This is a genomic window from Pelagibacterium sp., assembly GCF_035555455.1.
Lineage (GTDB): Bacteria > Pseudomonadota > Alphaproteobacteria > Rhizobiales > Devosiaceae > Pelagibacterium.
The window spans coordinates 1-23,675 of the sequence record NZ_DATMGM010000036.1 but is presented as its reverse complement, the minus strand read 5'-3'; the positions used below and the strand labels follow the sequence as shown (position 1 = coordinate 23,675).

The window sequence follows — 23,675 nt, the reverse complement described above, 5'->3', positions numbered from 1 at the left end:
TCAGCAATGCTCCATGAGGTCGTCGATCTTGGTGGCTTTGACGTAGCGGGCCGGATTCGCGTCAACGGCGAGCGCCTTGAAGTGCGCTTCGCCGCAGGCGATCTTCGCGGCCTCGTTGTCGCGCAGGTCGTCGGTGAACAGACTGCCTTTCGTCTCAACAACGAAATACAGGCGTTCCGCGCCGTCCACCTGCACCAGCACCGCCCAATCGGGATTGTAGGTGCCGAGCGGCGTGGGGACTTTGAACCAACCCGGCAGCTTGGCGTAAACCTTCACCGCCTCGTTCTTTTCAAGCTGTTCGGCGAAGGTGCGTTCGACGCCGCCGGAGTCGTAGATGACATGCTCGAACACGGATTTCTGCGTATCCTGAAGCATATTCTTCAGATAGCCGGTCAATTCCTCCTGCTCGAATAGCTCCTGCGCGTAGAAGTGATCGTCGCCGACCCGCTGGTATTTTATACCGTCCACGAGCGCGAGGCGTTTGGTGCGGTTGATGGTTTCCGCCGCCAGCTCGATGAAGGCTTGGGGGTTGCGCTTGAAATCGCCAAGCCTGCCGCTCTCGGTCAGGATGGTGACAAGGCTGCGGCGCGTAAGCTGGGTGCGGTCCTGAAGGTCGGTCAGCACGTCAGGAAGGGCAATATCGCCTTCTTCGATGGTGACGGGGCCGGACATAGCGGTTTCGGTAGCAATCACGCCCCCCTGACCGATGGCGAGGTCAGCCTTGCGGATGACAGCTTTCGCCTTGGTGATGGGCGGCGCGTTGGAAATCGCCTTGGTGCAATCCTCGATCAGCTTGGCGTTGTCGAAATGAACGCGATAGGTCGTGCGGTGCTTGATGCGGTCCCATAACGCCTGAAATTCTGCACTGTGCAGGACTTCCTTGCGCACGCGCACGGCCTTGCGGTCGTCGGCGTTCTTGATGTCGAGTTTCCCAGCGATCTTACGCAGGATTTCCTTGATCTGCGGCAGGTGCGCAGCAAGCTCGTCGGGAACGGTCAGCGTTCCGTCTTTCAGCGCCGTGCGCAGCTTGTCCTGCACCTTGCCCTTGGCGTCGATGAAGTCGGCACCTTTGAGATATTCGTGAATCGCGGTGGACTCCTCGAATCCCAGCATGGCGAGGGTGCCGTCCTCTTGCTGGACGGAGATAGCCGCGAACTGGTGCTTTTCGACGATGCCGAAACGGATGCCGGTATCGGCCTCGATCTCTTTCTGTAGGTTTTCAGCAAAGGCTTCGTAGCTCTCGGTGGCGATTACGGTCAGGGTATTGATCTCGAAGCCGCGCAGCCGTTCGCCCTGCTGGTTGACGCAGAGGCGCAGGCCGCGCCCGATGGTCTGGCGGCGTTCGCGCTCGGTGCCGATTTCGCGCAGCGCGCAAATCTGGAACACGTTGGGATTGTCCCAACCCTCTTTCAGCGCGGAGTGGGAGAAGATGAACTTGAGCTTCGTATCGAAGCTCAGGAGCTTCTCTTTGTCCTTCATAATGAGGTTATAGGCGCGTTCGGCGCTGTCGCGATTGGCCTGATTGTTCTCGGCGGTGTCGGTCCATCGCTTGTTCTTGTCGATGGAGAAATAGCCGTCATGCACTTCTCCGGCGTCGGTTTCGAGGCCCACTTCCTTGAACAGGCTGGCATATTCGGGAAGCTTTGCGGCACGGCGATATTCTTCCTCGAAGATTGCCGCATATTTGCCTTTCACCGTGTTTCCATCCTCGTCGTAGGAGCGGTAGTGCTCCACGGCGTCGATGAAAAACAGGCTGAGCACCTTGATGCCGAGCGGCGCAAGACGGCGCTCTTTCTCAAGGTGTTCGGTGATCGTGCGGCGGATCATGAGCCGCCTAACGGCATCGGCGTCAACATCGCCGATGGCTTGCCCAACAGCGAGGAAGGATTCCGAACCGGCGGTTTTCACTTCGAGCAGAGAATCTTTGCCCGCGACCCGGATTTCGCCGATGCGGCAATCCTTATAGATGGCGCGACCCGTCGTATCCTCCAAGTCGTCGCCATCTTGCACGGTGACTTCCTTGCGGCGAACCTGCCCACCTTGCTGCACGTCGATTTCGACCTTGGCGGTAACGGCACCGCGCGCATTGCTGGCAGAGAGGAAACGCAGATAGGCTTTGTTGTGCCCGCCCTCGACTTCGAGCGAGGCCACTTCGATCTGCTTGACCAGCTTGCGCTCATAGGCGTCCACGGCGTCCAGCCGGTAAACCATGTGGTGCTTGTCAACATGGGTTGCGGAATAGCGTAACGTGCAGAGCGGATTCATGGCGCTGAGGGCTTCTTTACCGCGTCCCTCAAGGCCGCCGTCCACGGTTTGCGGCTCGTCCACGATAATGACAGGGCGAGTGGCGCGTATCAGGTCGATGGGCGCTTCGCCGCCGGTTTTTTCGCTGTCCTTGTAGAGGTTGTTCACGTCTTTCTTGTTGATCGCCCCCACGGTCACAACCATGATCTGAATGGTCGGGCTGGTGGCGAAATTGCGAACTTGCCCCAGCTTCGATGAATCGTAGAGGAAATAGTCGAAGGGCTGACCGGAATAGAGGCCCTTGAAATGGTCCTCGGTGATTTGGAGCGTCTTGTAGACGCCCTCCTTGATGGCGACGGACGGCACCACGATCACGAATTTCGTGAATCCGAACCGTTTGTTCAGCTCGAAAATCGTGCGGAGATAGACGTAGGTTTTGCCGGTGCCCGTTTCCATTTCGACGGTGAAGTCACCTGACGCGAGGCTGACGGACGGCGGCAGGCCGTTCTTGAGCTGGATTTCGTTCAGGTTGGAAATGATCTCGTCGTCGAGCAGGGTCAGGCGGTTGCCGATGCCCAGCGCGTTTTCGACAAGGCCAAGCTCTTGCTGCGCGCCACCCCCCGCTTGGCGGGTGACGGTAAATTCGGTGCGGTTGATCTCCTGCCCGCGAAACAGGTCGCAGACGGATTCGATGGCGGTGTGCTGATAGTCGAGGTTCGGCTCGAAATGCAGTTTCATGCCTGCACCCCCTCGATCAGCGCCATGTGCTTATCGTGGCGCGAGCGGTTTTCGTCCTCGTCGGCAGGCACGGATTCCAGCCCCGCGACATAGGACGCGGGAAACCCGTGTTCCCGCGCGCCCGCGATGACCAAGGCGCGATACCATGTATAGGGGCGAAGCGCGGGATCGGTATCGGTCGCTCTATATGCTTTGGCTGTTATCGGATTGCCGCCGCAAAGAACCTCGATCTCGATTTCTTCGTAACCGACGCCCAAGCCTTCGGCGCGGTCAAGCGCGCGTTTCTCGTGCACCGCGATCTCATAGAGTACGCCAAACACGGCAACATCGGCGGCGGCGCTGGCGGCAATATCGCACTTGCCCGACCCGTCCCGACTGCGCTTGTGCCAGCGCAATTCATAGCCGGTCAGTTCGGCAATACCGATTGCGCGCGCGGAAGGGCACCGTTCCCGCAAGCGCGCGGCGGGCATGTTGGAGCCGTAGGCGAAGGTAACGAAACTTTCCGTGCTCATCACAGACTCCTCACGTCGAGGATGCCGTTCTGGTTGAGAATCGCCGCCATGTTGGCTTTGGCTACGTCATCGGCAAAGCCGGAATCCTTGAACACGACACGGGTATCAACGGCGGGCGCGAGTTCCTTCCACCATGCGACGATGCCATTGGCGACGGTTTCAACCGTATTAGTGGTGATGCCATCGGCAAGGCAAACGATCAGTGCGCCGCCACCGACAGAATGGACGGCCTTCCCTGTAATGTCTTTCTTCTCGATAGGAACGCACAGGTCGAGTCCCAGCTTAAGCAACAGCTCATAGAGCACGTCCTGTTCGGTGCGGCCCGGCACAAGGTGCTCGGCATTGGCGAGCAAGGTGCCTTCGAGGTCGGTCGGTTCCGGCTCCCATGCGACAATGTTGGAGGGAGAGAGCTTGAAGACACGGAAGCCGAGATCGCCTGAAAAGGTAGGGTTCTCCTTCTTCACGGCCTTTGCTGCGCGCCGGATTCGTTCTTTGGTCAGCTCGGCCACATTGAGAGGTTTGCCAAGCTCTTGGCAGAACGTGGCCGCTGATTTTTGCTCGTCTGCGTCCGTCGAAAGCGGCTCTGGAATTTGTACAAGTATGTAACGTCTGTGCCCGTTGTCCGCTGCGTTCTGTTGCAGAACTGCATGGGCAGTTGTTCCTGAGCCAGCGAAGAAATCTATAACAAGGCCGTCGTCGTTTTTCAGACCGACCTGCAAAACCTGTTGGATCAAACGCACCGGCTTTGGGCTATCAAATACAGCCTTCCCATCAAATAACTTGTTCAGCGATTGTCGGGCCTCTTGATTGTGACTCACTTCCTCATGAAACCAAATACTATTGGGCCGTAGCCCGGCTTGCACCTCACTCAAGAACGTTTTCAGTCGCGGTATTCCATCGCCCTTGGCCCCAAACCAGATTCGATTGTCGCTTATCAATACCTTTAGTCTTTCTTGCGAGACGCCCCAGTACCGGCCCTGCGGAGGGAGGCATTTTCGGCCGGATGGGGTTATGATTGGATAGATCAACTTATCCGTGCCGGATTTTGCCGAAAGAACGACAGAGGTCCACGGACCACGAGGATCATTGTCAGGGTTTCTGTAGCCTTCTTGATCGGATTCGTTTCTGGGAAGAAGTTTCAGCTCCCAGCCATCGGGATCAAATCTTTTCGAGTTCTTTGCATAGCAGAGCATGAAGTCGTGCATTGTCGAGAAGTATGCAGCGTCATTCTGGCGAGCAAATTTCTTTTGCCAGATGATATTGGTGACGAAATTTTCCTCGCCGAATATCTCGTCGCATAGCATTCGGAGATTACCTTGTTCACCGTCGTCAATCGACATAAACATCACGCCGTCTTGATCGAGTAGCGTCCTAGCTGCTCTCAGGCGCGGATACATCATATTCAGCCAGTCCGTATGGAAACGGCCTGATGATTCAGTGTTGGATGAAGCTTTCGCTCCACCGTCGTCAATCTGGCCGGTCAGGCTGAGATAATTCTTGATGCTATCCTGAAAGTCGTCGGGATAAACAAAGTCCCTCCCGGTGTTATAGGGCGGATCAATGTAAATGAGTTTGACCTTGCCCGCGTAGCTCTTCTGCAAGAGTTTCAGCACCTCAAGGTTATCGCCCTCGATCATGAGGTTTTGCGTCGTATCCCAATCCACGCTTTCATCCGGACACGGGAGCAACGTGCCGGTAGACGGCGTCAGGGCGATCTGCCGCGCCTTGCGCTTGCCGTGCCAGTTCAGCCCGTATTTCTCGTCCTTTTCATCGACGGCTCCGCCCAGCAGTTGCCGGAGCACGTCGAAGTCAATGCCGCCTTCCTTGAAAGCATCGGGAAACAAAGCTTTCAGAGCATCGACATTTCCGGCGACAATGTCGGCGCTCTTGGTGGCAGGGTCATCCAGAACGAGTTTTTTGATTTCAGGCATGTGAGATGGATTCCCCCTTGGCGTCATAGTTGGTTTGCATAGGCGGCGAGATCAGCCTCGCGCCGCTGGATTTCGAGGTTAAGGTCCACGCGGCGGCTAAGCTGCTTCTCGCGCTTGGCCTTGGCGCGCAGACCTTCGATTTCTTTAGTGATCCGCACATGCGCGTCGAGCGCGGCGCGGCGGCGGGCGATGGCTTCCTGATCGTCGGTCGGGGCAAACGCGCCCGTCAGGCGGGCAGCGTTGATGGCCTCGATCCGGGCGATCCAGCCCGCATAGAGGGCGAACAGGTCGGTACGCGGTTGTTGCGCCAGAGCGAGACTTTTCAGGAAGGCGACCTGCACGGAATCCACCGCATCGGCCCGCAGGCCGCTTGCCACGACGACATGCTCGATCACCGTGCGGCCCGCCTCGTTCTGCGCATGGCGCTTATGTGCCGCCGATACGGCAAGGCCGCTTTCGTCGGCGGTGGTGACGAGCAGCAGGGGGTAGGGAATGGCGCGGTGGATCAGCTCGATCAGCCGCGCCGCCTTCGCACCGGAACGGAAAGCGCAGCCGACAACGGCAATCTCAAGATACTCGCGGGTATCGTCGGAAAACACCGGAACGCCGACGGTGGCGGGCTTGCAGGCAGCGAACCATTGCAGCTCGTCGATGCCGTCCTGAATAGCGCGCTTGTCGGCGGCGGTCGGCGCACCTTGCTCGACCAGCAGCTTCTTCGGGACGCGGGAATCGACGCGCGCGCCGGGCGGAAGGCCCAGCGCGTTGACGATGGCGAGGAAATCCGCACTCGCCGTCATGCAGCCCCCATATCCGGCAGGATGACAAGGAAGGCGACAACCTCGAAATCGTTGATACCGGCAAACTCGCCTTTCAGCGCGTGAGTGCCGCCGGGGCTGAACAGGCTGGCGACGGCGCGCTCCTCGCTCTTGCCAGCGATGGAGGCGACGGCGCGTGCAAGAAGCGCCTGATAATCCTCCATGTCGCGGCCATATCGGGTGGCCTTGTCGAAGCGTGCGCAGGCTTCGGCATCGGGCAGGTCGCGCCCGATGGCGGCTTTCTTGAGCCGGTCGAGCACCTGTTTGGCCTGCGTATAGGGTAGCAGCATCTCGCCATCGCCGCCGACATGGACGACGAAATTGGGACTCAGCGGGTAGCCGGGTTCGGCGGCGCGCTCCGCCGCCTCGCCAACAGCCCGCAGGCAGAAAATAGCGCCGGGCGGCAGGTCGCTTTCTGGCGCAGATGCATCGGGCGCGGGCACCACAGCATAGGTGCCGGGCGGCAGGCTTTCGAGCCGTTCGCGGTGTTCGCGCATATATCCGGCAAGGTCGATGCGGAAATCATTGAGCGTGAGATCGGCGATGGAAACGCCGCTCGACAAGTCCTCAAGGTCGATCACCGCGTCCTGCAATTTTTGCAGTTGAGCGCGGCGATATTCGAGGTCGTTCATCTGGTTTCCGGCCTGAAACTCGATGACGTTTTCCTCGCCCGTCGCGGACACGTCGAGCAGCACCATGCGCCCGCTGACGCGGGATTCGAGGTCGAGATATTCGTCCAGCTCCATGTTGGGCCAGAAATTGACCAACTGGATGCGGGTGTTGGTCGAGCCGATACGGTCGATGCGCCCGAACCGCTGGATGATCCGCACGGGATTCCAGTGAATATCGTAATTGGTGAGGAAGTCGCAGTCCTGAAGGTTTTGCCCTTCGGAAATACAGTCGGTGGCAATCAGCAGGTCGATCTGGCCTTCGGCGCTCATTTCCTCCGGGCGCTCTTTCGAGCGTGGCGAGAAAGCCGAGAGGATCGAACTCATATCGCCGCGCAGCCCGCGCAGGCTTGTCTTGTTCGCGCCCGTGCCGGAGACAACGGCGGTTTCAAGCCCAAGCTCGTTCTTCGCCCAGCTCGCAAGCTGCGCGTAGAGATAATCCGCCGTATCGGCAAAGGCGGTGAACAACAGGATTTTGCGGTTCTCGGCATTGATCGGGGCTGCGGCCTTGCGAGCGATCACGTCTTTCAGTGCCGCCAGCTTGGCGTCGCGTTCCGGCGTGACGGCCTGTGCTGCGGACAGCAGCGTGGCAAGGCGGTTGCGGTCCTCGATCAAATCCTGCCGCCAGCGAACGCGGTCAACGTCGTGGAGCAAGACCTTGACCTTGCGCCCTATCAACAGGGCCTCGAAAGCAGGATCGTCTATATCGACATCGTCGATAGAAACCTCGTCCACGCTTTCATCGTGGGCGTCGATCTTCGCCAAGAGCGCATTCACATCGGCAAGCTGGCGCTTGATGGTGAGCGCGAAGGACGCGACCGAGCTTTCCATGCGCTTCAAGATATTGACGCGCAGCAGGTGGATGAGGCTTTCCTCGCGGTCCACCTGCCGGAAAAAGCTTTCGCCGCCTCTGATCTTGGTGCTGTATTTCTCGTCATAGACGGCCTGTTTGTGCGGCAGGACGTAGCGCAGCGGCGCATAGGCGGCGAGCGTGAGCCGTCTGATTTCGTTGTTGATGTCGCGGATAGGCCGGAACTCTCCGGCAAGGTCCACGTCGGCCTTGATGTTGACGGGGCGCAGACGCTCCGGGAACTGACCGGTTTCTTCGGTGCCGTAATAGCGTTGGACGTGCTTGCGCGAGCGGGCGATGGTCAAAAGGTCGAGCAGCTTGAAATAGTCGAAGCCGAGCATATCCATCAGCCGCGCGGGGCGGCGGTCGGTTTCGGGCAGGTCCAGCCAGCGGTTGAACTGCGTTTGGGCCTTGCGGATGGTGGCCTCGATGCTCTGGATGCCGTGGCCCATGAGGGCGAGGTCATTACCTTCGGTCATGAAGGCGATCTGGTTCTTGAGGTCGGCAAGGCGATTGTTGACCGGCGTGGCTGACAACATGAGCACCTTGGTTTTGACGCCCGCTTTGATGATGCGCTTCATCAAATGGTCGTAACGGGTATCGCGGTCCTTATGGGTCGCCTTGTTGCGGAAGTTGTGGGACTCGTCGATCACGACAAGGTCGTAGTTGCCCCAATTCACATGGCTGAGGTCGATGTCGCCGGACATGCCGCCGTCGCGCGACAGGTCGGTGTGATTGAGCACGTCATAATTGAAGCGGTCGGACGCAAGGATATTGCGCCGGTCGTTGGCCTTATAGAGCGTCCAGTTGTCGCGCAGGCGCTTGGGGCAGAGAACAAGAACGCGGTCGTTGCGCAGCTCGTAATATTTGATGACGGCAAGGGCCTCGAAGGTTTTGCCAAGGCCGACGCTGTCAGCGATAATGCAACCGCCTATGCGTTCCAGCTTGTCGATAGCACCAACAACGCCGTCACGCTGGAACTTGAAAAGCTTGTTCCAGACGGTGGTGTTACGAATGCCGGTGGCGGATTTGATAATCCGTTCCTCGTCAAGCTCGTCGCCCAAATCCTTGAACAGCTCGAAGAGCACTTTGAAATAGAGCAGCGATGGCGGGCGATGGCTCGACGCATCGTCGAGGCGGGTAGCAAGCTGGCCTCCTGTCGGCTTTAGGCCGTTCCAATTCGCCTGAAACCAATCGGCATAAGCCGCCGCTTCCGCGTCCGTATCGGAGAGCTGAACAAGGCCCAGCCGGTCGCCGGGCGTGATACCCAGACCTTCGGTCGTGAACGGACATGTGCCGGTCAGGACATGGCGGTCGTCGTCGCCGGAAACGACAATCATGGATTGAGGTGGCGCTGTCGGGACGTGCCGCACTTCGGCATGCTTGTTCAGCCATTCACCGGCAACTTTGGCAAGCCAACGCCCTTGCAGTTTGCCGCGCGCGGCAATGTCACCCGATCCACCGTAGAGGGAATCGGCAAGGGCAGTGTCGGCACCGAGAAGAATACGGCAGCGTCCGGCCTTCTTCAGATGATCGCGCACTTCTGCAAATGCGTAGAGCGAGAAGTCCGGCGACATGAGATCAAACGCCGAATCCGGCTGAAGCCAGTCTCGGAGCCGATCAATGACGCGCTCATTTCCGGTATTGCGCAGAAGTTTCATTAGCGCGCCGCTCTATTGATAGCGGACTGCGGATCGAAAGACCTGCCTTCATCGGGCACAGGCGGGCAGAAGGGCGCTGCCAGATGGTGGCTACAGACAAACTCTTTGCCCTTGAAACTCGATTCCGTCATGCCCGCCCCTTCGTATTCATTCCCGTGTACCGCTCGACCTTGATTTCTCCCGCCCGTTTGCGGGCTTGAGCAATATCGTAGCTGTTCTGCATCCGCATCAGCGTCTCCATCGAGACGCCGAACGCCTTTTCGATCCGGAGCGCCATGTCCGGTGACAGGTGCGCCCGCTCGTTCAGAAGCGCCGACAGCGCAGGCCGTGTGACGCCGAGGGCGTCCGCTGCTTCCGTCACGGACAGGCCGAGCGGTTGCAGCACCTCATGCTTCACGAAAGCGCCCGGATGGGCAGGCTTCTTAAGCCGAAGGTCATCGTCGTCCGTCATCGTTGCGCTATCCGGTTGAAACGCCCCTTGAGTCGGTTCCCAGCCTATAGGGCGGCTCGTTGCCTGTAAAGCTACGCTTTACGTAACTTGGGCTATGCCTTCGCCGGTTCCCACCTCTGACATGCACAACATACCGACCCTTCCGCTCCGGTGGGGTTGATCGCCCTCAGACTATGCCGCGCAACCTTGCGTCGGGCGCTTTGCCGTCAATGGGCTGCCCGCACCACCCCTTGCGGGCCGTGTTGCCCATGACGGCGGCAGCTTGGTCCCGCCGCTCCGGGGTTCGCGTCCTTCGGGACGATCAACCCCAACAAAAGGAGCAATCACATGGGATTGGATATGTATGCACACACGACCACTGAGAAACCAGCGGTGGCCTTCGGCTTCAAGGCCGACGACGCCGACCGAATCCACTACTGGCGCAAGCACCCGAATCTGCACGGCTGGATGGAAGACCTTTACTTCCAGAAGGGCGGCACAGAACTGTTCAACTGCATCACGCTGACCCTGACGACGGAAGACCTCGACCGGCTGGAAGCCGATGTGCGGGCGGGCAATCTGCCCCCGACTGCGGGCTTCTTCTTCGGCGAGTCGGACGGCAGCTAGAACGACGATGACCTCGCGTTCATCGCCAAGGCCCGCGCCGCCATCGCCGAAGGCAAGACGGTTTTCTATGACTCGTGGTGGTAGGCCCCCGTGACCGGGGCGCGGCATAGCTGCGCTCCGGTGCCTTTCATGTCTTCACGAAACGCGAACCCAGAACAGCGGCACGGGCGGATTCGTCGCTCCGCGGCAACCGCTGCACCTTGCCTTGTCCGATCTTGCCGCGCTGGCGGCGAATGGATTCGCCGTTGTCGAGAGGGACAATAGGTCGCGCCCACTGGGGCGCAGGCTCGACGGTGCATGCCGTGACCTCGATATGCACCCATCCGGCGCGGTCGATCTTGACGACTTGGCCTGTGATGGTGCGCTGCCCGATGATGGAGGGCTTCTTTTTGGAGGTGCGTGGCTGCGGTTTCCAGACTGGCTCGCGCCAGCGGATGACGTCCGCCACGATGAAATCAGTCCCGCAGGCCAGCCATTTCACGTGTCCCCCGATCCGGGGGCGCATGTCATACGCTGCCGCTATGTGGCATGGTAAGCTTGACGCGCCCCCTCACTCTTTAGATTGTGACAGGGAAAGGTGTTTGTGCGCAAATAGATATGTAGTTCGCTCCCGCCGCATGGTGTGTCTTGCCGGGCATGCGCAAGGTTCTTTGAGTCCGGATTGCCGTCACGCGCAGGCATAAGGACGCATGACCATTCGAGGGGAGCAGCATGGCGGAAGACGAGCGCAGGGCAGAAGGTGACGACGCGGCGCTATCTGCTTGGGAACAAAAGGAAGGCAACACGCCTGATACCCCACCGCACCCGAAGCTGGCCCGCCTGACAGAAGCCTTCGAGGCGCATACGGATGTATGTGCTTTGCAAGGCGTTCTGGACGCTGCCATGAATGATGCCGCCGCCCCCGTGCCGGTGACGGTGGAGGTGCAGCCGGGCTTGCTCGCGCTGCTGATGCACACCGAGGGAATCGACGCTGCCCGTGCCGGACGTGCCCCCGATTCGCCGGAGCATGTTCTGGCGCGGCGTGTCAGCAATCAGCTTGAGCACCTGCTGCATGGCTTCGCCATCGACCCGACCAGCCACCCGCATTTTGCGGCAATCTGGAACGGCCTTTGCGCCGATGCAGGTGCGCCCGAACTGGTGGTGCCAAACAGCGATAGAGCGGCAAAGGACATGCCGCCCGCCGAACGGGGGCCGTTCTGATGGTGCGCGTGGCAGGCGCCCGCCTTGCCGCGCTCGCCGTGTTTTTCGGGCTGCTTCTGGCCTTCGCCCTGCCAGCAGCGGCGCAATCGCTTTCCCCCGCGCAGGCCGTGGAAATGGAGCAGGACGCCGACCGCCTCGCCACGCTTATGGTGGAGGACCGCAATCTGTTCCTTGGGCAGAATACCCAGCTTGATGAAGCCGGACGACAGGCACGCCGCGCCGCGATAGACCACGATATTGCAGCCATTCGCGCCAAGTGGCGTGAACGTGCGCCAGCGTGGGAAAGGCAGCTTATCCAAAGGGCGGAGGCGCTTGCGGCCCCGCGCCATGCGGCGGAGCGGGCGCGATACGCGCCCGCAGCGGAGCCGGAGCCGCCTGCGCCTTCCGGCACAGAAAGCGCATGGCAATCTGCCCGCGATGCCGTGGCAGGCTTCCTTTCCCGCCTTGGCGAATACGGCTTCATGATTGCGCTGGCGGTGTTCATCGGTGTTCCGGCGTGGCTGCTGCTGCGCCACCGGAAGCCGCCGCCCAAGGAGGCACCGCCGCCGCTGTCCGATAACTACGGCACGGCGCGTTATGCCGACATGCGGCCCGACATGCCGGGTTTCTTCTATGCGGTGCGGGCCGTGTTTTTCGGCAAGAGCAGCGCCCCCGAACTCGACAAGGTGCCGCTGGACGCACAGCCCGGCGCACCCATCCTGTCCACGCCGGAACATCATACCTTGATTGTGGCGCGGACACGGACAGGCAAGGGAACGCGGGTGATCGTGCCCACGCTCCTGCGCTATGCGGGTTCCGCCATCGTGATTGACCCCAAGGGCGAGAATGCCGCCATCACGGCCCGCGTCCGTCTGGGTATGCTCAACCGCGCCGTTCGCATCGTCAATCCGTGGGGCGAGCTTGCCAGCACGTTCAAAGAGCGCGGCCTGACGCCCGCCACGTTCAACCCGCTCGATGTGCTCGACCGCAACGACCCCAATGCCGTGGCGGTTGCGCAGGCGCTTGCCGGAGCCGTCTGCCCGTCACCCCCCGGCGACAAGGACCGTTTCTGGCAAGGCAGCGCCGCCAATGTGCTGGCGGCGGTCTTGCTCTGGATTACCGACCAGCCGGGCGAGACAAAAACGCTCGCCCGTGCCCGCGAGATTGTCAGCCTTAGCCGTAAGGACTTCACCGATAAATTCCTTGCGCCCATGGCGGCATCCAGTGCCTTCGGCGGAGCGATCAGCGAAATGGTCAGCCCGTTCCTGGACCTCGCGCAGGAAACCTATTCGGGCATCATGTCCAACCTGTCGGAAAGCACGAAGTTTCTTTCCGACCTGCAAGTGAATGCCGCGACCGCCACGTCCAGTTTTGACATGGCGGACCTTATCCGCGACCCGGTGACGGTCTATCTGGTCATTCCGCCCGACCGCATCGACACTCAGCGCACATGGCTGCGGCTGATGACCACGGCGGCGATGCACACCTTCAAGCGGCATCCGCTGGAAGAGCGCCCCGCACACCGCTGTATGATCCTGATGGACGAGTTTCCGGCGCTGGGGCGGATAGACGACATGCCCCGCGATATTGCGACCATGAGCGTCTACGGTATCGACTTCACCCTCATCGTGCAGGGCCTTGACCAGTTGAAAGACCTTTACGGCGCGGCGGCGGGCACCATCCTGTCCAACTGCGCCTATAAGTGGTTCTGCAACGTTAATGACCTTGAGAGCGCGAAATACCTCTCCGACACCCTTGGCAAGCAGACCGTGCGCACGATCGGGCGCGGCGAGTCCGAGAACGAGGGGCCGGGCGGCGCTGGCAAAGGCGAGAGCGTCAATTACGGCGAGACGGGCAGATCACTTCTCATGCCGGACGAGGTGCTGGCCCTTGGGCGTGACATTGCCATCCTTATCAACCCCGAAGACCGCGCCCATTATCTCCGGCCTGTCGATTACTGGCGCTTGCCCGAAGCCTTCGCCAGTCTCGCGGAACGCTACCCCAAGCTGTATTGGGAGCCACCGCTGGCCTTTGACAGCAACCCCTACGTCCGCGCCCCGAAAGAGGCGGCGTCATGATTGTGGCGGCGCAACATCTGGGATTGTGCTATACTCGACGCCGCACCTCTCGGCTGATTCCGTGGTGCAGCAGTGGCATTGAAACAAACGGCACGGCCCGCATCCGCCCCGGATTTTCTCCGGCTGCATGCGCTGCTACCCCGCGCCCGTCCCGTGCTATCCTAAAGTGTGGTTTAGGAGAGTGTGTAAGCCATGGACGGGGTACCCGTCCCCGCGCCCCAAAGGGGGCGCTGGCTTGGCAAGGGCGGCGCTTCGCCCTCCCGTTGCATCCCTCCAGAGCAGGGGTTTCACACCCCATGCACCCGTGCGGGGAGCCTTCGTGCTCCCTCCGACCCAAGACCGGGGCTTTGCCCCGGACCCACCAAGGCGCATCGCCCTTGGAACCCGACGAGGGGCTATCGCACCCCTCGGCCCACTCGCCGGAGACTATCGCGTCCCGGCACCCACGACCAGAGCTTGCGTGCTCTGGACAACGCGCAGGCGGCTTTCATGCCCCTGCACCTTGACGAGGGGTTGCGCCCCCTCGACCACACGCAGGACACGCTGTTCCTGCACCTCAGCCGGGTTTCGTCCCGGTGACGACAATGGAGCGGCATTGTGCCGTGTAGCAAAGGAGGAGGTATGGCCCCAAACGAGAATGACGGCCCGACGGCAGCGCCGCCGTCCGATCCTCTGGCCTTCGCGCGCATGCTGGCCCGCGCCACCGGATACGGTGACGACGTGGCGCGCTATATCGTTCACCGCGCCTTGGGGAGCCTGCCCCATATCGGGGGCACGGCATGACGGATGACGCGCCCGACCGGCCCCGCGCCGACAGGCGCAAATCCGAGAAGCGGCAACGCACCCGGCAGATCAAAGCCCGCATGACCGAGGACGAACATGCGGCTTTTCTGGACCGTGCCGACAAGGCCGGGCTTGCCGCCGCCGCCTTTCTGCGGGCAGCCGCCATCGGCAATGCCGGTCCCCGCGCGCAGCGGCGCTTGCCCGCCGACGCCGCCGCGCTCCGTGAGGTGCTGGGGCACCTCGGCAAGATCGGCAGCAACCTGAACCAGATCGCCCGATACCTGCATACGGGCGGCATCGCGGAAACCGTCCTGCCGGACCTTCGCGCCGCGCTGACCGATCATGCCCGGCTGCGCGGCCTGATCTATGACGCGCTCGGCAAGGAGCCGGACGGCGCTTCGCCCGCCAGCCCATCGGCGGCGTCGAAATTCATCCCGCCGCCACCGGAGGCGTGACGCATGATTATCAAGGGGGGATCACGCGCCGGACCACGCCAGCTTGCCGCCCACCTTGAGCGCACCGATACCAACGAGATGATGAAGGTGCTGGAACTGGATTCCGGCCTCGATGATCTCGCCGCCACCTTCCGCGACTGGCAGACCCTCTCCGAAGGGACGCGCGGGAAGAAGGGCCTCTATCACGTCAATATCGACCCGGACGCCCGCTATGACATGACGCCCGCGCAATGGGCGCGGGCCGTGGAGGTGCTGGAACAGGAACTAGGGCTGGACGGGCAGCCGCGCGCCGTCGTCATGCACGAGAAGAAAGGCCGCCAGCATATCCATGTCGTCTGGGCACGCACCGACCTTGAAACCATGACCATGCGCAGCGACAGCAACAATTATCTGGCCCATGAACGCGCCAGCCTGAAACTGGAACGCGAGTTCGGGCATGAGCATGTGCCGGGTAAACATGCCAAACGCGACCGCACCAAGCAGCCGGAGTTTCCCCGCGCAGGCGTCAGCCATGCCGAACACCAGCAGGCCGAGCGCAGCGGCCTTTCCGTGCCGGAGCGGCGGGCGCGGATCGCCGCCATAAGGAGTCCTGCGACAGCGGCACGGCATTCAAAGCCGCCGTGGAAGAAGCGGGCTATATCTTGGCGCAGAGCGACAGGCGGGATTTTGTGCTGGTGACGGCTGAAGGTTCCGTGCTCAGTCTCGCCCGCGAACTGAAAATGAAGGTGGCGGACACGCGCAGTTTCATGGCGGACGTGGACCGCAACACGCTGCCCACCGCCGCCGAAGCCAAAGCGCAGCAGGGCGTAAGGCGGGAAGCGGCGCAGCCGCCACCGCCACCTTTCGAGATGCAGCGCCCGCCCGTGGAAGATCTTGCGCCCGTGCCGGACACGCGCAGCGAGATCCCGCCGCCGGAAGAAGAGACTCCGGCAGCAGCCATCCTTTCCCCCGCCGTGGCGCAGGCGCTTGCCGAGCGCGAAAAGGCCGATGCCGCGAAACTTGCCGCATGGCATGCCGCCGAACTGCGCCAGATCGCATACCTCAAACTGGATGACGAACCCAAAATGGAGGGCCTTGCGCGTCAGCATAAAGCCGAGCGCGACCGCCTGAAACGGGAGCAACGCGCCGTCGCCAGCGGCATGGAAGGCTATATCGAAGCCCTGCAAAACCGCCTCAATCCGGGCCGTGGCGCGGAGAAGCTTGCGGCGCGGAAAAAGGAATGGCGGCAGATGTATTTCCGGCAGGCGCATGAGAAGGCCGACATGGAAATGCTGCTCGCGCAGAACCGCGCCGAGGAACTGGACGCCCTGCAAGAACGCCACGCGCAGCAGCGCCGCGACCAGCAGGCGGGATTCGAGCGCGAACGCCAGCGTTACGCAGCGGACGCCGCCTGCGCCGCGCGTTTGCTGGAACAGATCGAGGAAGACCGCCGCGCCGCCGAACAGGCGCGGCAGCAGGGACGCGGGCCGGACGGCCCGCCATCAAGGACAAAGTAAACGGCTCGCGCTTCTTGCAACCAGAACCGGGCCGGACAAAAAAGAAAAAGGTTGCCACGGGAATAGCGGGCGAAGGCAGCGCCGACATACTGGCAACAGGGGATTCACGCTTCCTGCCCCTGTCCGGTATCTTCTCGCAGTTTGCGCGGGCCTTCACAGCGCGGGACGAAGAAACCGAAAAAGACGGCGGCGAGTTTGAAACACCGCCGGAACTGGTGCCGGGCTTTATGCCGACCGTGCGCCGCGTGCTCTCGCGTTTCCTGAATCCAAGGAAAAGACAGAGTGCCAAGAACCGCCGCAAGCGCGGCTGGCGGGCGCTATTGGCGCGGTTCGCCCACCGCTCGAAATTTATGACGGCACCAACTGCGCCGAAGCCATCACCGCAGCCGAAAGCCGCACCTGCATCATCATCACCATCACCAAAGCCATTGCGCGGCACATTTAACAAACCGAAGGGGCCTTGATCGCTCAAGTATTGGCTGCCGCGAACACCAAGGTATTATAGAAACATAATATCTATTGAATTTAAGTAGTTTCGATGAAATTATTTCAACTTAGAATGGAAACGAAAGTAAATATCATCATGAAGAAAACTATATTAAAACTTATCCCTATTTTATTGATGGCGCTTCTCGCGGGGTGCGGAGAAGGTGATCCGATTCCCGTGCCCGTGGGAACAAAGCTTCCCGGTGGATTTGTTGTAATAGACAGTCGAATGTTTAAAAGTTTGGAGGCCTGTATAGAGAATACAAAATATGAACAGTCTAAAATAAATGCAATTCAGATTGACGATATGGTCGGCAATGTCATGTATACTGCTCAGATACGCTTACATAGCGGAGATACGTAATTGCATGCCTGAATGAACCGTGTAAATAGAATGATATATTTTACATCTGCAATCAAAAATAAATAATATAGGTTTTAAATTCCATTCGATCATGCAATATACATACAAGGCTTCGTTATATATTTGTTAATACCGCAGATTGAGTCTGGAGCAATCCTAATTACGGAGACGATTTAAAAGAGGCTGTAACTGGCATCGCTTTGGCTGGAACCCTTCCGTTCTCGTCTGCCTCATATGGCGCAGATGCGGTTTTTACATATGAAGCATATTGGAACGCTATAAATAATGTTCCAGCCGTTCATGGCGGAGGAGCGCGGGAGGATTTTTACAATGAATTATCAAATCTGTTCCCGGATATATTCAAAATTGGGGTGGATGGAAATCTTGTCAGACCCCTATTCATGGATTCATGGGCGGTGCAGCCCACGCAACAGGAAATAATAGACGCTTTCTCCAACGTAAATCCCGTGGAACGAAATACCGGAACCCTTGCGCAGAAGGTAACTGATGACATTGCCGCGTCCCGCCCTAACGGCTCACCTCTCGTATTGGATATAGCGGGAACCGGAATTTCCCTCACCAACGTAGATGGTAACGACGCGGTTTATTGGGATATAAATGCCGATGGATTTCGGGAGCAATCCGGCTGGGTTGGAGCCGGTACCGGGCTTCTGGCTATCGACCTCAATGACAACGGCATCATTGATGATAATTCGGAACTGTTCGGCAATCAGATTGATGGTGCTGCGAACGGCTTCCAAGCCCTTGCAGCCTATGACACCAACAACGATGGTGTGATTGACGCCAACGATACCCAGTTTGGTGACCTTCGCGTCTGGCTGGATGCGGACGGTGACGGGTTTAGCCAACCGGATGAGCTATACACCCTTGCTTCTCTCGGTATTTCGAGCATCAACCTCAACTATACGAGTGTCAATTATTACATCGAAGGAAATCACGTCCGCCAAGAAGGAACCTTTACGATCAATGGGCAAACCCAAACCATCGCTGATGTATGGTTTACCTTTAACCCCACGAACACGATCTACAATCATGACGTTGAAATAAATCTGAATAGCCTGTTCCTGCCTATGCAGCGCGGATATGGAACGCTTCCCGATCTTTACATTGCCATGAGCCTGAATGAAGACCTGTTCGATATGGTTGAGGCTCTTGCCGCGAAATCAGCGCAAGACCTATTCTCATCTGGCTTTGACCTGAAGGCTGCGCTGCGCTGACCAACATCATGTATGAATGGGCGGGCGTGATGGATATGGACCCGACCAGCCGTGGCACGGCACTTGATGCGCGGATGGTAGCCTTCCTTGAGAAATTTGACGGAACGATCATAGGCAACGGCCCGAATACTATTATTGCGGGCCTCACCGTGGCACCCATTCAGAGTGCATGGAATTACGCATTCACTCTGGTTGCCACGCATTTTCTTGCCCAATCCGGCATGAAGGATTTGCTTGGTAAGCCGCACTACGACACTTGGACCGACAACCTTTCTGGCGGGTATTTTGGGGAAGATTTGGCGCTTCGGTTCACAACGCCGTTTACAACCGGATATTGGGCGCTCAACGATTCCGGTTTCAACGATGTTTATGTGTTCCGTGCAGGCGATGTGCCTCACAGCCATAGCCTTAACATTTACGAGACAATCAATACGACAACAGACGCCATTTTCCTTGGTGGCATTGACCCGGCGAATGTTCGCCTTTGGACGAACAACTACGGCGGCTTGGTTGTGCGCTACACCGATGATGACTCTTTTACGATCAGCGCATCAAAGGACAGTTCCGGCGCTTCGCGTGTCAGTGAATATGTCGAGTTCATCATGTTCGATGACGGCACGACATGGGATTTGCGCGAAGGGCTTTACCTCTGGAACGCCGATAGCCGTAACGCGGGGCTTTTTGGCAGCGCCTATGGCGATCTTATCAAGGGCGGCAGCGGCGGCGAACAACTGTATGGCTACGCCGGAAATAACACGCTGATCGGTAACGGCGGTGCCGACAATCTTCACGGCGGCACAGGTGACGATACCTATGTGTTCAAAGCCGGGGACGGTCTGGATTCCATCTATGAATATACTGGCGAAGGTATCGACACGATCCGCCTTGAGGGTATCCTGCCCGAAGATGTTTACATCTGGAACCACGTATTGGTCAGCGGCACGCAAAGTCAGCTTATCATCCAGTACGGTGCAACCGACAAAATCACCGTCACCAACGGCACCTACAACGCCAGCACGGGCGCAACTGTGGGGCATATTGAGCGGATTGTGTTTGATGATGAAACCGTTTGGGACTTGACGGGCGGATTATTGCTGCGCCTGCCGGGCGCTGGCTCTGTGACGGCATATGGAACTGCCCACGATGATACAATCATTGGCGGTTCGAGGACCAACCATATCATAGGCAGCGCTGGCAACGACACCTTGATTGGCGGCGCTGGCAGCGATCAGCTTCATGGCGGCACAGGTGATGATACCTACGTGTTCAGGGCCGGAGACGGCTGCGATACGATCTATGAATACGCTGGCGAGGGCATGGATACCATTCGCCTTGAAGGCATTTCACCGGACGATGTGTATATGTGGAACACGGTGCTGACGGGCGGCGTCATTTCCCATCTTTATATCCAATATGGCGCGAACGACAAAATCACCGTCAACAACGGCACCTACAACGCCAGCACGGGGGCGACCGTGGGGCCTGTCGAACGGATTGTGTTCGATGATGATACGGTGTGGGATTTGACAGGCGGTTTAGTGATGCGCCTGCCCAATGGCAGCACGACCGCCTTTGGCACGGCTTATGATGACACCATCATCGGCGGCAACGGAAACGACCACATTGACGGCGGCGCGGGCAATGACACGCTGATCGGCGGCGCAGGTAGTGATAACCTCATGGGCGGTGCCGGAGACGATTTCCTAAGCGGTGGCTTTGGCAGCAATTATCTCAATGGCGGCTTGGGTGCCGATACCTTCCATTTCGATGCAACGGCACTTGATGGCGCATCCGGGCTGGTTGATACCATTGCCGATTTCTCTATGGCGCAGGGCGACGTGATAGATATACGCGACGTGCTCAACGGTGCTTACGATCCTCTGATTCACAACCTCGCGGACTTTGTTAAGTTTCAGGTTTTTGGCTATTCTGGCCTTCGTCTCAACGTCGATCTGGACGGCCTTGGGGCAGGGCATGGCTGGACGCCCATCGCAAACATGTCCGGGCACGCTTCATTGCCTGACGTGGATACGCTCGTCGCGAACGGGTATTTGCTGGCGGCTTAGGCCAGCATGCTCTTCGAGGGTGAGAAGCCGCCAGTATCCCCTACTGGCGGCTTTTGCTTGCGGGCTTAAAACCTCGGCCCTTTGAGGCGGCGCGTGATGATTGCGCGGTTGATGTTTTCCAGCGAGGCCAGCGCATTGGCGCGGTCGGTGGTGGCGAGCTTGGTGCCCGCCAGTTCCTGATTCACGCGGTAGAATTTGGAGTGCAGGACGGTTTCCGGCAAGTGATCGAGTTCGGCGGCGGTGATGAGGCGCATGGGATTGTCTCCTGTTGCTTGAGGCCGCAACCATCACGGCCTTTCATACCCCCGATCACGCCAGCGCGGATTTCCGGGCGCACCCACTGGGCCGCAACGCAGAGAAGGAGCCTGCCAAGGCTTGCGCCCATGAGGAATGACCGCTGGCAGGGTGCATGATGAATAGGACGCTATGGGGGAGGACTCGGACAGGACGGCCCGCCCCGTGTCAGAATCGCCGCTGTTCTCGCCGGGTGGAATTATCGTCGGTGCCCCGATGTTTGTTCCCGTGACATAACCAGATCAACAATCGCCATATCGGGCGTGTCCGACAGAGCCGGATGAGGCTCTATGCCTTGCAGCACCGAGCCGCGTGCCGCGTCTCGTCCATCCGGTGACGATCCTGCGCGCAAAGAATGTGCGGCCTTCTGCCGCCATTTGCTTGTCGTCGGCAGTGCCGCTTTTTTCTGGTTTCGGGCCTGCGGCCCCTTCGCTGTCAAGACCAAGCCCCAAGGGGCGGAAAACGGGGGCCGTGTAGTCGCTGCGCTCCGGCCCGCGCCATCCCCCGTTTTCCGGTCCTGACAGCAAATCCCCGCTCATTGCCGCGTGGCTAGTCGGTTGCATGCGCAACCCCTAAGTCCAAAGGAAAAAGGCAATGAAACAAGATGTTTATGAGAGAGTAACCCAAACCATCGTGACCGCATTGGAAAGCGGTGTTCGCCCGTGGTTCCAGCCGTGGAACGCCGAACATGCCGCAGGCCGCATTACCCGCCCTTTGCGGTCAAACGGTCAGGCGTATCGCGGAATCAATGTGCTGATGCTCTGGGGCGCAGCCTGTGAGCGCGGTTATAACGCGCCGATCTGAATGACCTACAAACAGGCGCAGGAACTTGGCGGCAATGTCCGCAAAGGTGAAAAAGGCAATCTTGTTGTTTACGCCAATACCATCACCAAGACCGAAACCAACGAGAGCGGCGAGGAATCCGAGCGCGATATTCCGTTCATGAAAGGCTACACCGTCTTTAACGTGGAGCAGGTGGACGGATTGCCCGCGCATTTTTATGCGCTGGTAGAGCGTCCCGCCGATACCGTGCAGCGCATCACGCATGCCGAAACATTCTTTGCCGCGACTGGCGCGGATATTCGCCACGGCGGCAACCGCGCATTCTATAGCCCCGCAGAAGACAAGGTGCAGATGCCGCCCTTTGAAGCTTTCCGCGAGGCAGAAGCTTATTACGCCACCCTTGCCCATGAAATGACCCATTGGACAAAAGGCAAAGACAGGCTTGAACGCGATTTCGGGCGCAAGCGGTGGGGTGATGAAGGCTATGCGATGGAAGAACTTGTAGCCGAGCTTGGCGCCGCCTTTCTTTGCGCCGATCTTGCGATCAGCCCCGAACCCCGCGACGAACATGCCGCCTATATCGGCAACTGGATCAAGTTGCTGAAAGAGGACAAACGCGCCATCTTCAGCGCCGCCGCACATGCGCAGCGCGCCGCCGACTATCTCCACGGTTTGCAGCCGCAGGCCGCAGAGCAGAAGGAAGCCGCCTGAAAGCGGCACGCCGGAGGGGAAACCCTCCGGCGCTTTGCGGAGCCGCCGTCATGGTGACGGCGGCTATTCTTTTGATCCCGCCCGACCCACCCCAAAGCAGAACGGCGCGGCCTTTGGGGCCGCGCCGAAAGGGGGCTTTCAGCCCTGACCCTCGAAGCCGCGCTCCCGTTTCGGGGGCACGTCCTTATGACCGCTGCACAGAAAGCAGGAACATGGGCGGCAATGCGTGGAGGCATTGCGCCCGACCGCGCGCGCCGAGTGTTCCGGCGCGGACAGGCCGCGCGACCACAGTGCCATGACGCGCCGTGCCCGCGCCTTCATGCGCTCTTCGTCCTGTCTGCGCCTTGCCCGCATGGTGTCGTCCTGCCGCTTCCGTTTTGTGCGGTTCCCTCCGCCATGTAGCGCCTGCGCGAGTCGCTGCAACCACGTTGCAGCGACTCGGCCTTTCGGGCACTATGAGGGGCAGAGAAAAGGATCATCTGGGCAGAATCTCCTGCACAGTTCCTGCACAACCAAAAATAGGCTATTTTTACGATATTAATTCAAGGGGTTATAGCTCTCTGCATACCCAAGGGGGAGAAGGGAAGACGGGCGCGGTCGGGAAGGCGCTCTCTTCCCCGGCAGGGAGGTAAACCCTCGCTAGTGCTGGTGTCCGGCGTGGCTGTGCTGGGTGGCGGTGGCGGATTCGATATCGACCATGGCATGCAGGTCGAGGTCCCCGAAGAGGAATTCGATCTCGAACCGCTCGCCCTGCACCAGCGGCTGGGACAGGCCGTCGAGCTGGATGGCGAGGCCATTGGGGGCGAGAAGCAGCGACGAGCCCGCCGGCATCGGCATTTCGGGGATGGCCACGAACACCAGTTGGCCGCCGGTATTCTGGAGGCCGACCAGCCCGGCGGAAGCGGCGAGATTGGATACCGCGCCGGTCAAGACGACATCGGTTTCGGCGGTGTTTTCCAGCTCGACATAGACCAGCGCGCTCGATCCCGAGGTCGCGTTGGTCCAGGCATGGACGGCGCGGACGCCCCCGGTTTCTGCGACATGCTCGTCGTGGTGGTCGTGATCGTCATGGTCTTTTGCGACAGCCGGGGTGGCGAGGAGCGCGAGGGTCAGCAGGGCAGCGCGGATCATGGATAGTCTCCAATCGGTTGCAGGACTTCAGCCGCGCAGATCAGTAACGATGGGCCGTGACAGGGCGATGAAGGCCGGGGCCAGCGCCAGCAGCACGGTGAGGCTGACAAAGGCGGCGACCAGATGGAACTCCGG

20 protein-coding genes and 1 pseudogene are annotated in these 23,675 nt (G+C 59.7%); 12 read left to right on the top strand and 9 right to left on the bottom strand.

Going from position 1 to position 23,675, the window contains the following annotated elements; genetic code table 11:
• The 6 genes from VNS12_RS06115 to VNS12_RS06090 all read right to left on the bottom strand — a co-directional run bounded on the left by VNS12_RS06115 (position 1) and on the right by VNS12_RS06090 (position 9,870).
• Entirely contained in the window at positions 1-2,982 is a 2,982-nt protein-coding gene (locus VNS12_RS06115; protein WP_325486955.1) for a type III restriction-modification system endonuclease, read from the bottom strand.
• The gene (locus tag VNS12_RS06110) at positions 2,979-3,494 is read right to left on the bottom strand and encodes a gamma-glutamylcyclotransferase family protein (protein ID WP_325486954.1); all 516 of its coding nucleotides are present in this window, start codon (positions 3,492-3,494) and stop codon (positions 2,979-2,981) included. The genes VNS12_RS06115 and VNS12_RS06110 overlap by 4 nt, the downstream gene beginning before the upstream one ends.
• Positions 3,494-5,425, bottom strand: coding sequence for a site-specific DNA-methyltransferase (locus VNS12_RS06105; RefSeq protein ID WP_325486953.1), 1,932 nt, complete (start codon positions 5,423-5,425; stop codon positions 3,494-3,496). Before VNS12_RS06105 ends, VNS12_RS06110 begins: the two co-directional genes overlap by 1 nt.
• Before the next feature lie 23 nt (positions 5,426-5,448).
• The gene (locus VNS12_RS06100) at positions 5,449-6,222 is read right to left on the bottom strand and encodes a DUF4391 domain-containing protein (RefSeq protein ID WP_325486952.1); all 774 of its coding nucleotides are present in this window, start codon (positions 6,220-6,222) and stop codon (positions 5,449-5,451) included.
• Positions 6,219-9,419, bottom strand: a complete 3,201-nt coding sequence (locus VNS12_RS06095; RefSeq protein WP_325486951.1) for a helicase-related protein — start codon at positions 9,417-9,419, stop codon at positions 6,219-6,221. Before VNS12_RS06095 ends, VNS12_RS06100 begins: the two co-directional genes overlap by 4 nt.
• Before the next feature lie 127 nt (positions 9,420-9,546).
• Positions 9,547-9,870, bottom strand: a complete 324-nt coding sequence (locus tag VNS12_RS06090; RefSeq protein ID WP_325486950.1) for a HigA family addiction module antitoxin — start codon at positions 9,868-9,870, stop codon at positions 9,547-9,549.
• A 327-nt stretch (positions 9,871-10,197) separates the two neighbouring features.
• Here VNS12_RS06090 and VNS12_RS06085 point away from each other — a divergent pair, with 327 nt between their 5' ends.
• A complete protein-coding gene (locus VNS12_RS06085) occupies positions 10,198-10,476 on the top strand; it encodes a phosphoglycerate kinase (RefSeq protein ID WP_325486949.1) in 279 nt (92 codons plus the stop codon).
• A 127-nt stretch (positions 10,477-10,603) separates the two neighbouring features.
• Here the strand turns inward: VNS12_RS06085 and VNS12_RS06080 are convergent, their stop codons facing one another.
• Positions 10,604-10,957 carry a hypothetical protein gene (locus VNS12_RS06080; RefSeq protein ID WP_325486948.1) on the bottom strand — a complete coding sequence of 118 codons (354 nt, stop codon included), beginning with the start codon at positions 10,955-10,957 and terminating at the stop codon, positions 10,604-10,606.
• A gap of 230 nt (positions 10,958-11,187) precedes the next feature.
• Between VNS12_RS06080 and VNS12_RS06075 the strand changes: the two genes are divergently transcribed.
• From VNS12_RS06075 to VNS12_RS06030, 10 genes are all read left to right on the top strand, one after another.
• Entirely contained in the window at positions 11,188-11,676 is a 489-nt protein-coding gene (locus VNS12_RS06075; RefSeq protein WP_325486947.1) for a hypothetical protein, read from the top strand.
• Positions 11,676-13,733, top strand: a complete 2,058-nt coding sequence (locus VNS12_RS06070; RefSeq protein WP_325486946.1) for a type IV secretory system conjugative DNA transfer family protein — start codon at positions 11,676-11,678, stop codon at positions 13,731-13,733. The genes VNS12_RS06075 and VNS12_RS06070 overlap by 1 nt, the downstream gene beginning before the upstream one ends.
• A 621-nt stretch (positions 13,734-14,354) precedes the next feature.
• Positions 14,355-14,516 carry a hypothetical protein gene (locus VNS12_RS06065; RefSeq protein WP_325486945.1) on the top strand — a complete coding sequence of 54 codons (162 nt, stop codon included), beginning with the start codon at positions 14,355-14,357 and terminating at the stop codon, positions 14,514-14,516.
• The gene (locus tag VNS12_RS06060; protein WP_325486944.1) at positions 14,513-14,971 is read left to right on the top strand and encodes a MobC family plasmid mobilization relaxosome protein; all 459 of its coding nucleotides are present in this window, start codon (positions 14,513-14,515) and stop codon (positions 14,969-14,971) included. The genes VNS12_RS06065 and VNS12_RS06060 overlap by 4 nt, the downstream gene beginning before the upstream one ends.
• Positions 14,972-14,974: 3 nt before the next feature.
• Positions 14,975-15,649, top strand: coding sequence for a relaxase/mobilization nuclease domain-containing protein (locus VNS12_RS06055; protein ID WP_325486943.1), 675 nt, complete (start codon positions 14,975-14,977; stop codon positions 15,647-15,649).
• Positions 15,613-16,467: a hypothetical protein gene (locus VNS12_RS06050; RefSeq protein WP_325486942.1), complete on the top strand. Its 855-nt coding sequence runs from the start codon at positions 15,613-15,615 to the stop codon at positions 16,465-16,467. The genes VNS12_RS06055 and VNS12_RS06050 overlap by 37 nt, the downstream gene beginning before the upstream one ends.
• Positions 16,468-16,481: 14 nt before the next feature.
• The gene (locus VNS12_RS06045; protein WP_325486941.1) at positions 16,482-16,931 is read left to right on the top strand and encodes a hypothetical protein; all 450 of its coding nucleotides are present in this window, start codon (positions 16,482-16,484) and stop codon (positions 16,929-16,931) included.
• Between the two features lie 74 nt (positions 16,932-17,005).
• The gene (locus VNS12_RS06040; protein WP_325486940.1) at positions 17,006-17,317 is read left to right on the top strand and encodes a hypothetical protein; all 312 of its coding nucleotides are present in this window, start codon (positions 17,006-17,008) and stop codon (positions 17,315-17,317) included.
• A 200-nt stretch (positions 17,318-17,517) separates the two neighbouring features.
• A complete protein-coding gene (locus VNS12_RS06035; RefSeq protein ID WP_325486939.1) occupies positions 17,518-18,555 on the top strand; it encodes a hypothetical protein in 1,038 nt (345 codons plus the stop codon).
• A gap of 29 nt (positions 18,556-18,584) precedes the next feature.
• A complete protein-coding gene (locus VNS12_RS06030) occupies positions 18,585-20,621 on the top strand; it encodes a calcium-binding protein (protein ID WP_325486938.1) in 2,037 nt (678 codons plus the stop codon).
• A gap of 65 nt (positions 20,622-20,686) precedes the next feature.
• On the opposite strand, the gene VNS12_RS06025 is transcribed toward VNS12_RS06030, so the two are convergent.
• Positions 20,687-20,875: a hypothetical protein gene (locus VNS12_RS06025; protein WP_325486937.1), complete on the bottom strand. Its 189-nt coding sequence runs from the start codon at positions 20,873-20,875 to the stop codon at positions 20,687-20,689.
• Positions 20,876-21,509: 634 nt separating this feature from the next.
• Between VNS12_RS06025 and VNS12_RS15415 the strand changes: the two are divergent.
• Positions 21,510-22,409, top strand: a pseudogene (locus tag VNS12_RS15415) (ArdC family protein).
• A gap of 639 nt (positions 22,410-23,048) precedes the next feature.
• On the opposite strand, the gene VNS12_RS06010 reads toward VNS12_RS15415, so the two are convergent.
• Positions 23,049-23,540 (bottom strand): copper chaperone PCu(A)C, encoded by a 492-nt coding sequence (locus tag VNS12_RS06010; RefSeq protein ID WP_325486936.1) that lies wholly within the window; start codon positions 23,538-23,540, stop codon positions 23,049-23,051.
• Positions 23,541-23,675 lie beyond the last annotated feature (135 nt).

Bases quoted from the DNA above. Each gene is read 5' to 3' on its own strand.
- VNS12_RS06085 (WP_325486949.1), top strand. From the start codon at position 10,198: ATGGGATTGGATATGTATGCACACACGACCACTGAGAAACCAGCGGTG.
- VNS12_RS06115 (WP_325486955.1), bottom strand. From the start codon at position 2,982: ATGAAACTGCATTTCGAGCCGAACCTCGACTATCAGCACACCGCCATC.
- VNS12_RS06065 (WP_325486945.1), top strand. From the start codon at position 14,355: ATGGCCCCAAACGAGAATGACGGCCCGACGGCAGCGCCGCCGTCCGAT.
- VNS12_RS06090 (WP_325486950.1), bottom strand. From the start codon at position 9,870: ATGACGGACGACGATGACCTTCGGCTTAAGAAGCCTGCCCATCCGGGC.
- VNS12_RS06040 (WP_325486940.1), top strand. From the start codon at position 17,006: ATGAAATTATTTCAACTTAGAATGGAAACGAAAGTAAATATCATCATG.
- VNS12_RS06070 (WP_325486946.1), top strand. From the start codon at position 11,676: ATGGTGCGCGTGGCAGGCGCCCGCCTTGCCGCGCTCGCCGTGTTTTTC.
- VNS12_RS06030 (WP_325486938.1), top strand. From the start codon at position 18,585: ATGGATATGGACCCGACCAGCCGTGGCACGGCACTTGATGCGCGGATG.
- VNS12_RS06010 (WP_325486936.1), bottom strand. From the start codon at position 23,540: ATGATCCGCGCTGCCCTGCTGACCCTCGCGCTCCTCGCCACCCCGGCT.
- VNS12_RS06100 (WP_325486952.1), bottom strand. From the start codon at position 6,222: ATGACGGCGAGTGCGGATTTCCTCGCCATCGTCAACGCGCTGGGCCTT.
- VNS12_RS06105 (WP_325486953.1), bottom strand. From the start codon at position 5,425: ATGCCTGAAATCAAAAAACTCGTTCTGGATGACCCTGCCACCAAGAGC.
- VNS12_RS06025 (WP_325486937.1), bottom strand. From the start codon at position 20,875: ATGCGCCTCATCACCGCCGCCGAACTCGATCACTTGCCGGAAACCGTC.
- VNS12_RS06095 (WP_325486951.1), bottom strand. From the start codon at position 9,419: ATGAAACTTCTGCGCAATACCGGAAATGAGCGCGTCATTGATCGGCTC.
- VNS12_RS06075 (WP_325486947.1), top strand. From the start codon at position 11,188: ATGGCGGAAGACGAGCGCAGGGCAGAAGGTGACGACGCGGCGCTATCT.
- VNS12_RS06060 (WP_325486944.1), top strand. From the start codon at position 14,513: ATGACGGATGACGCGCCCGACCGGCCCCGCGCCGACAGGCGCAAATCC.
- VNS12_RS06055 (WP_325486943.1), top strand. From the start codon at position 14,975: ATGATTATCAAGGGGGGATCACGCGCCGGACCACGCCAGCTTGCCGCC.
- VNS12_RS06110 (WP_325486954.1), bottom strand. From the start codon at position 3,494: ATGAGCACGGAAAGTTTCGTTACCTTCGCCTACGGCTCCAACATGCCC.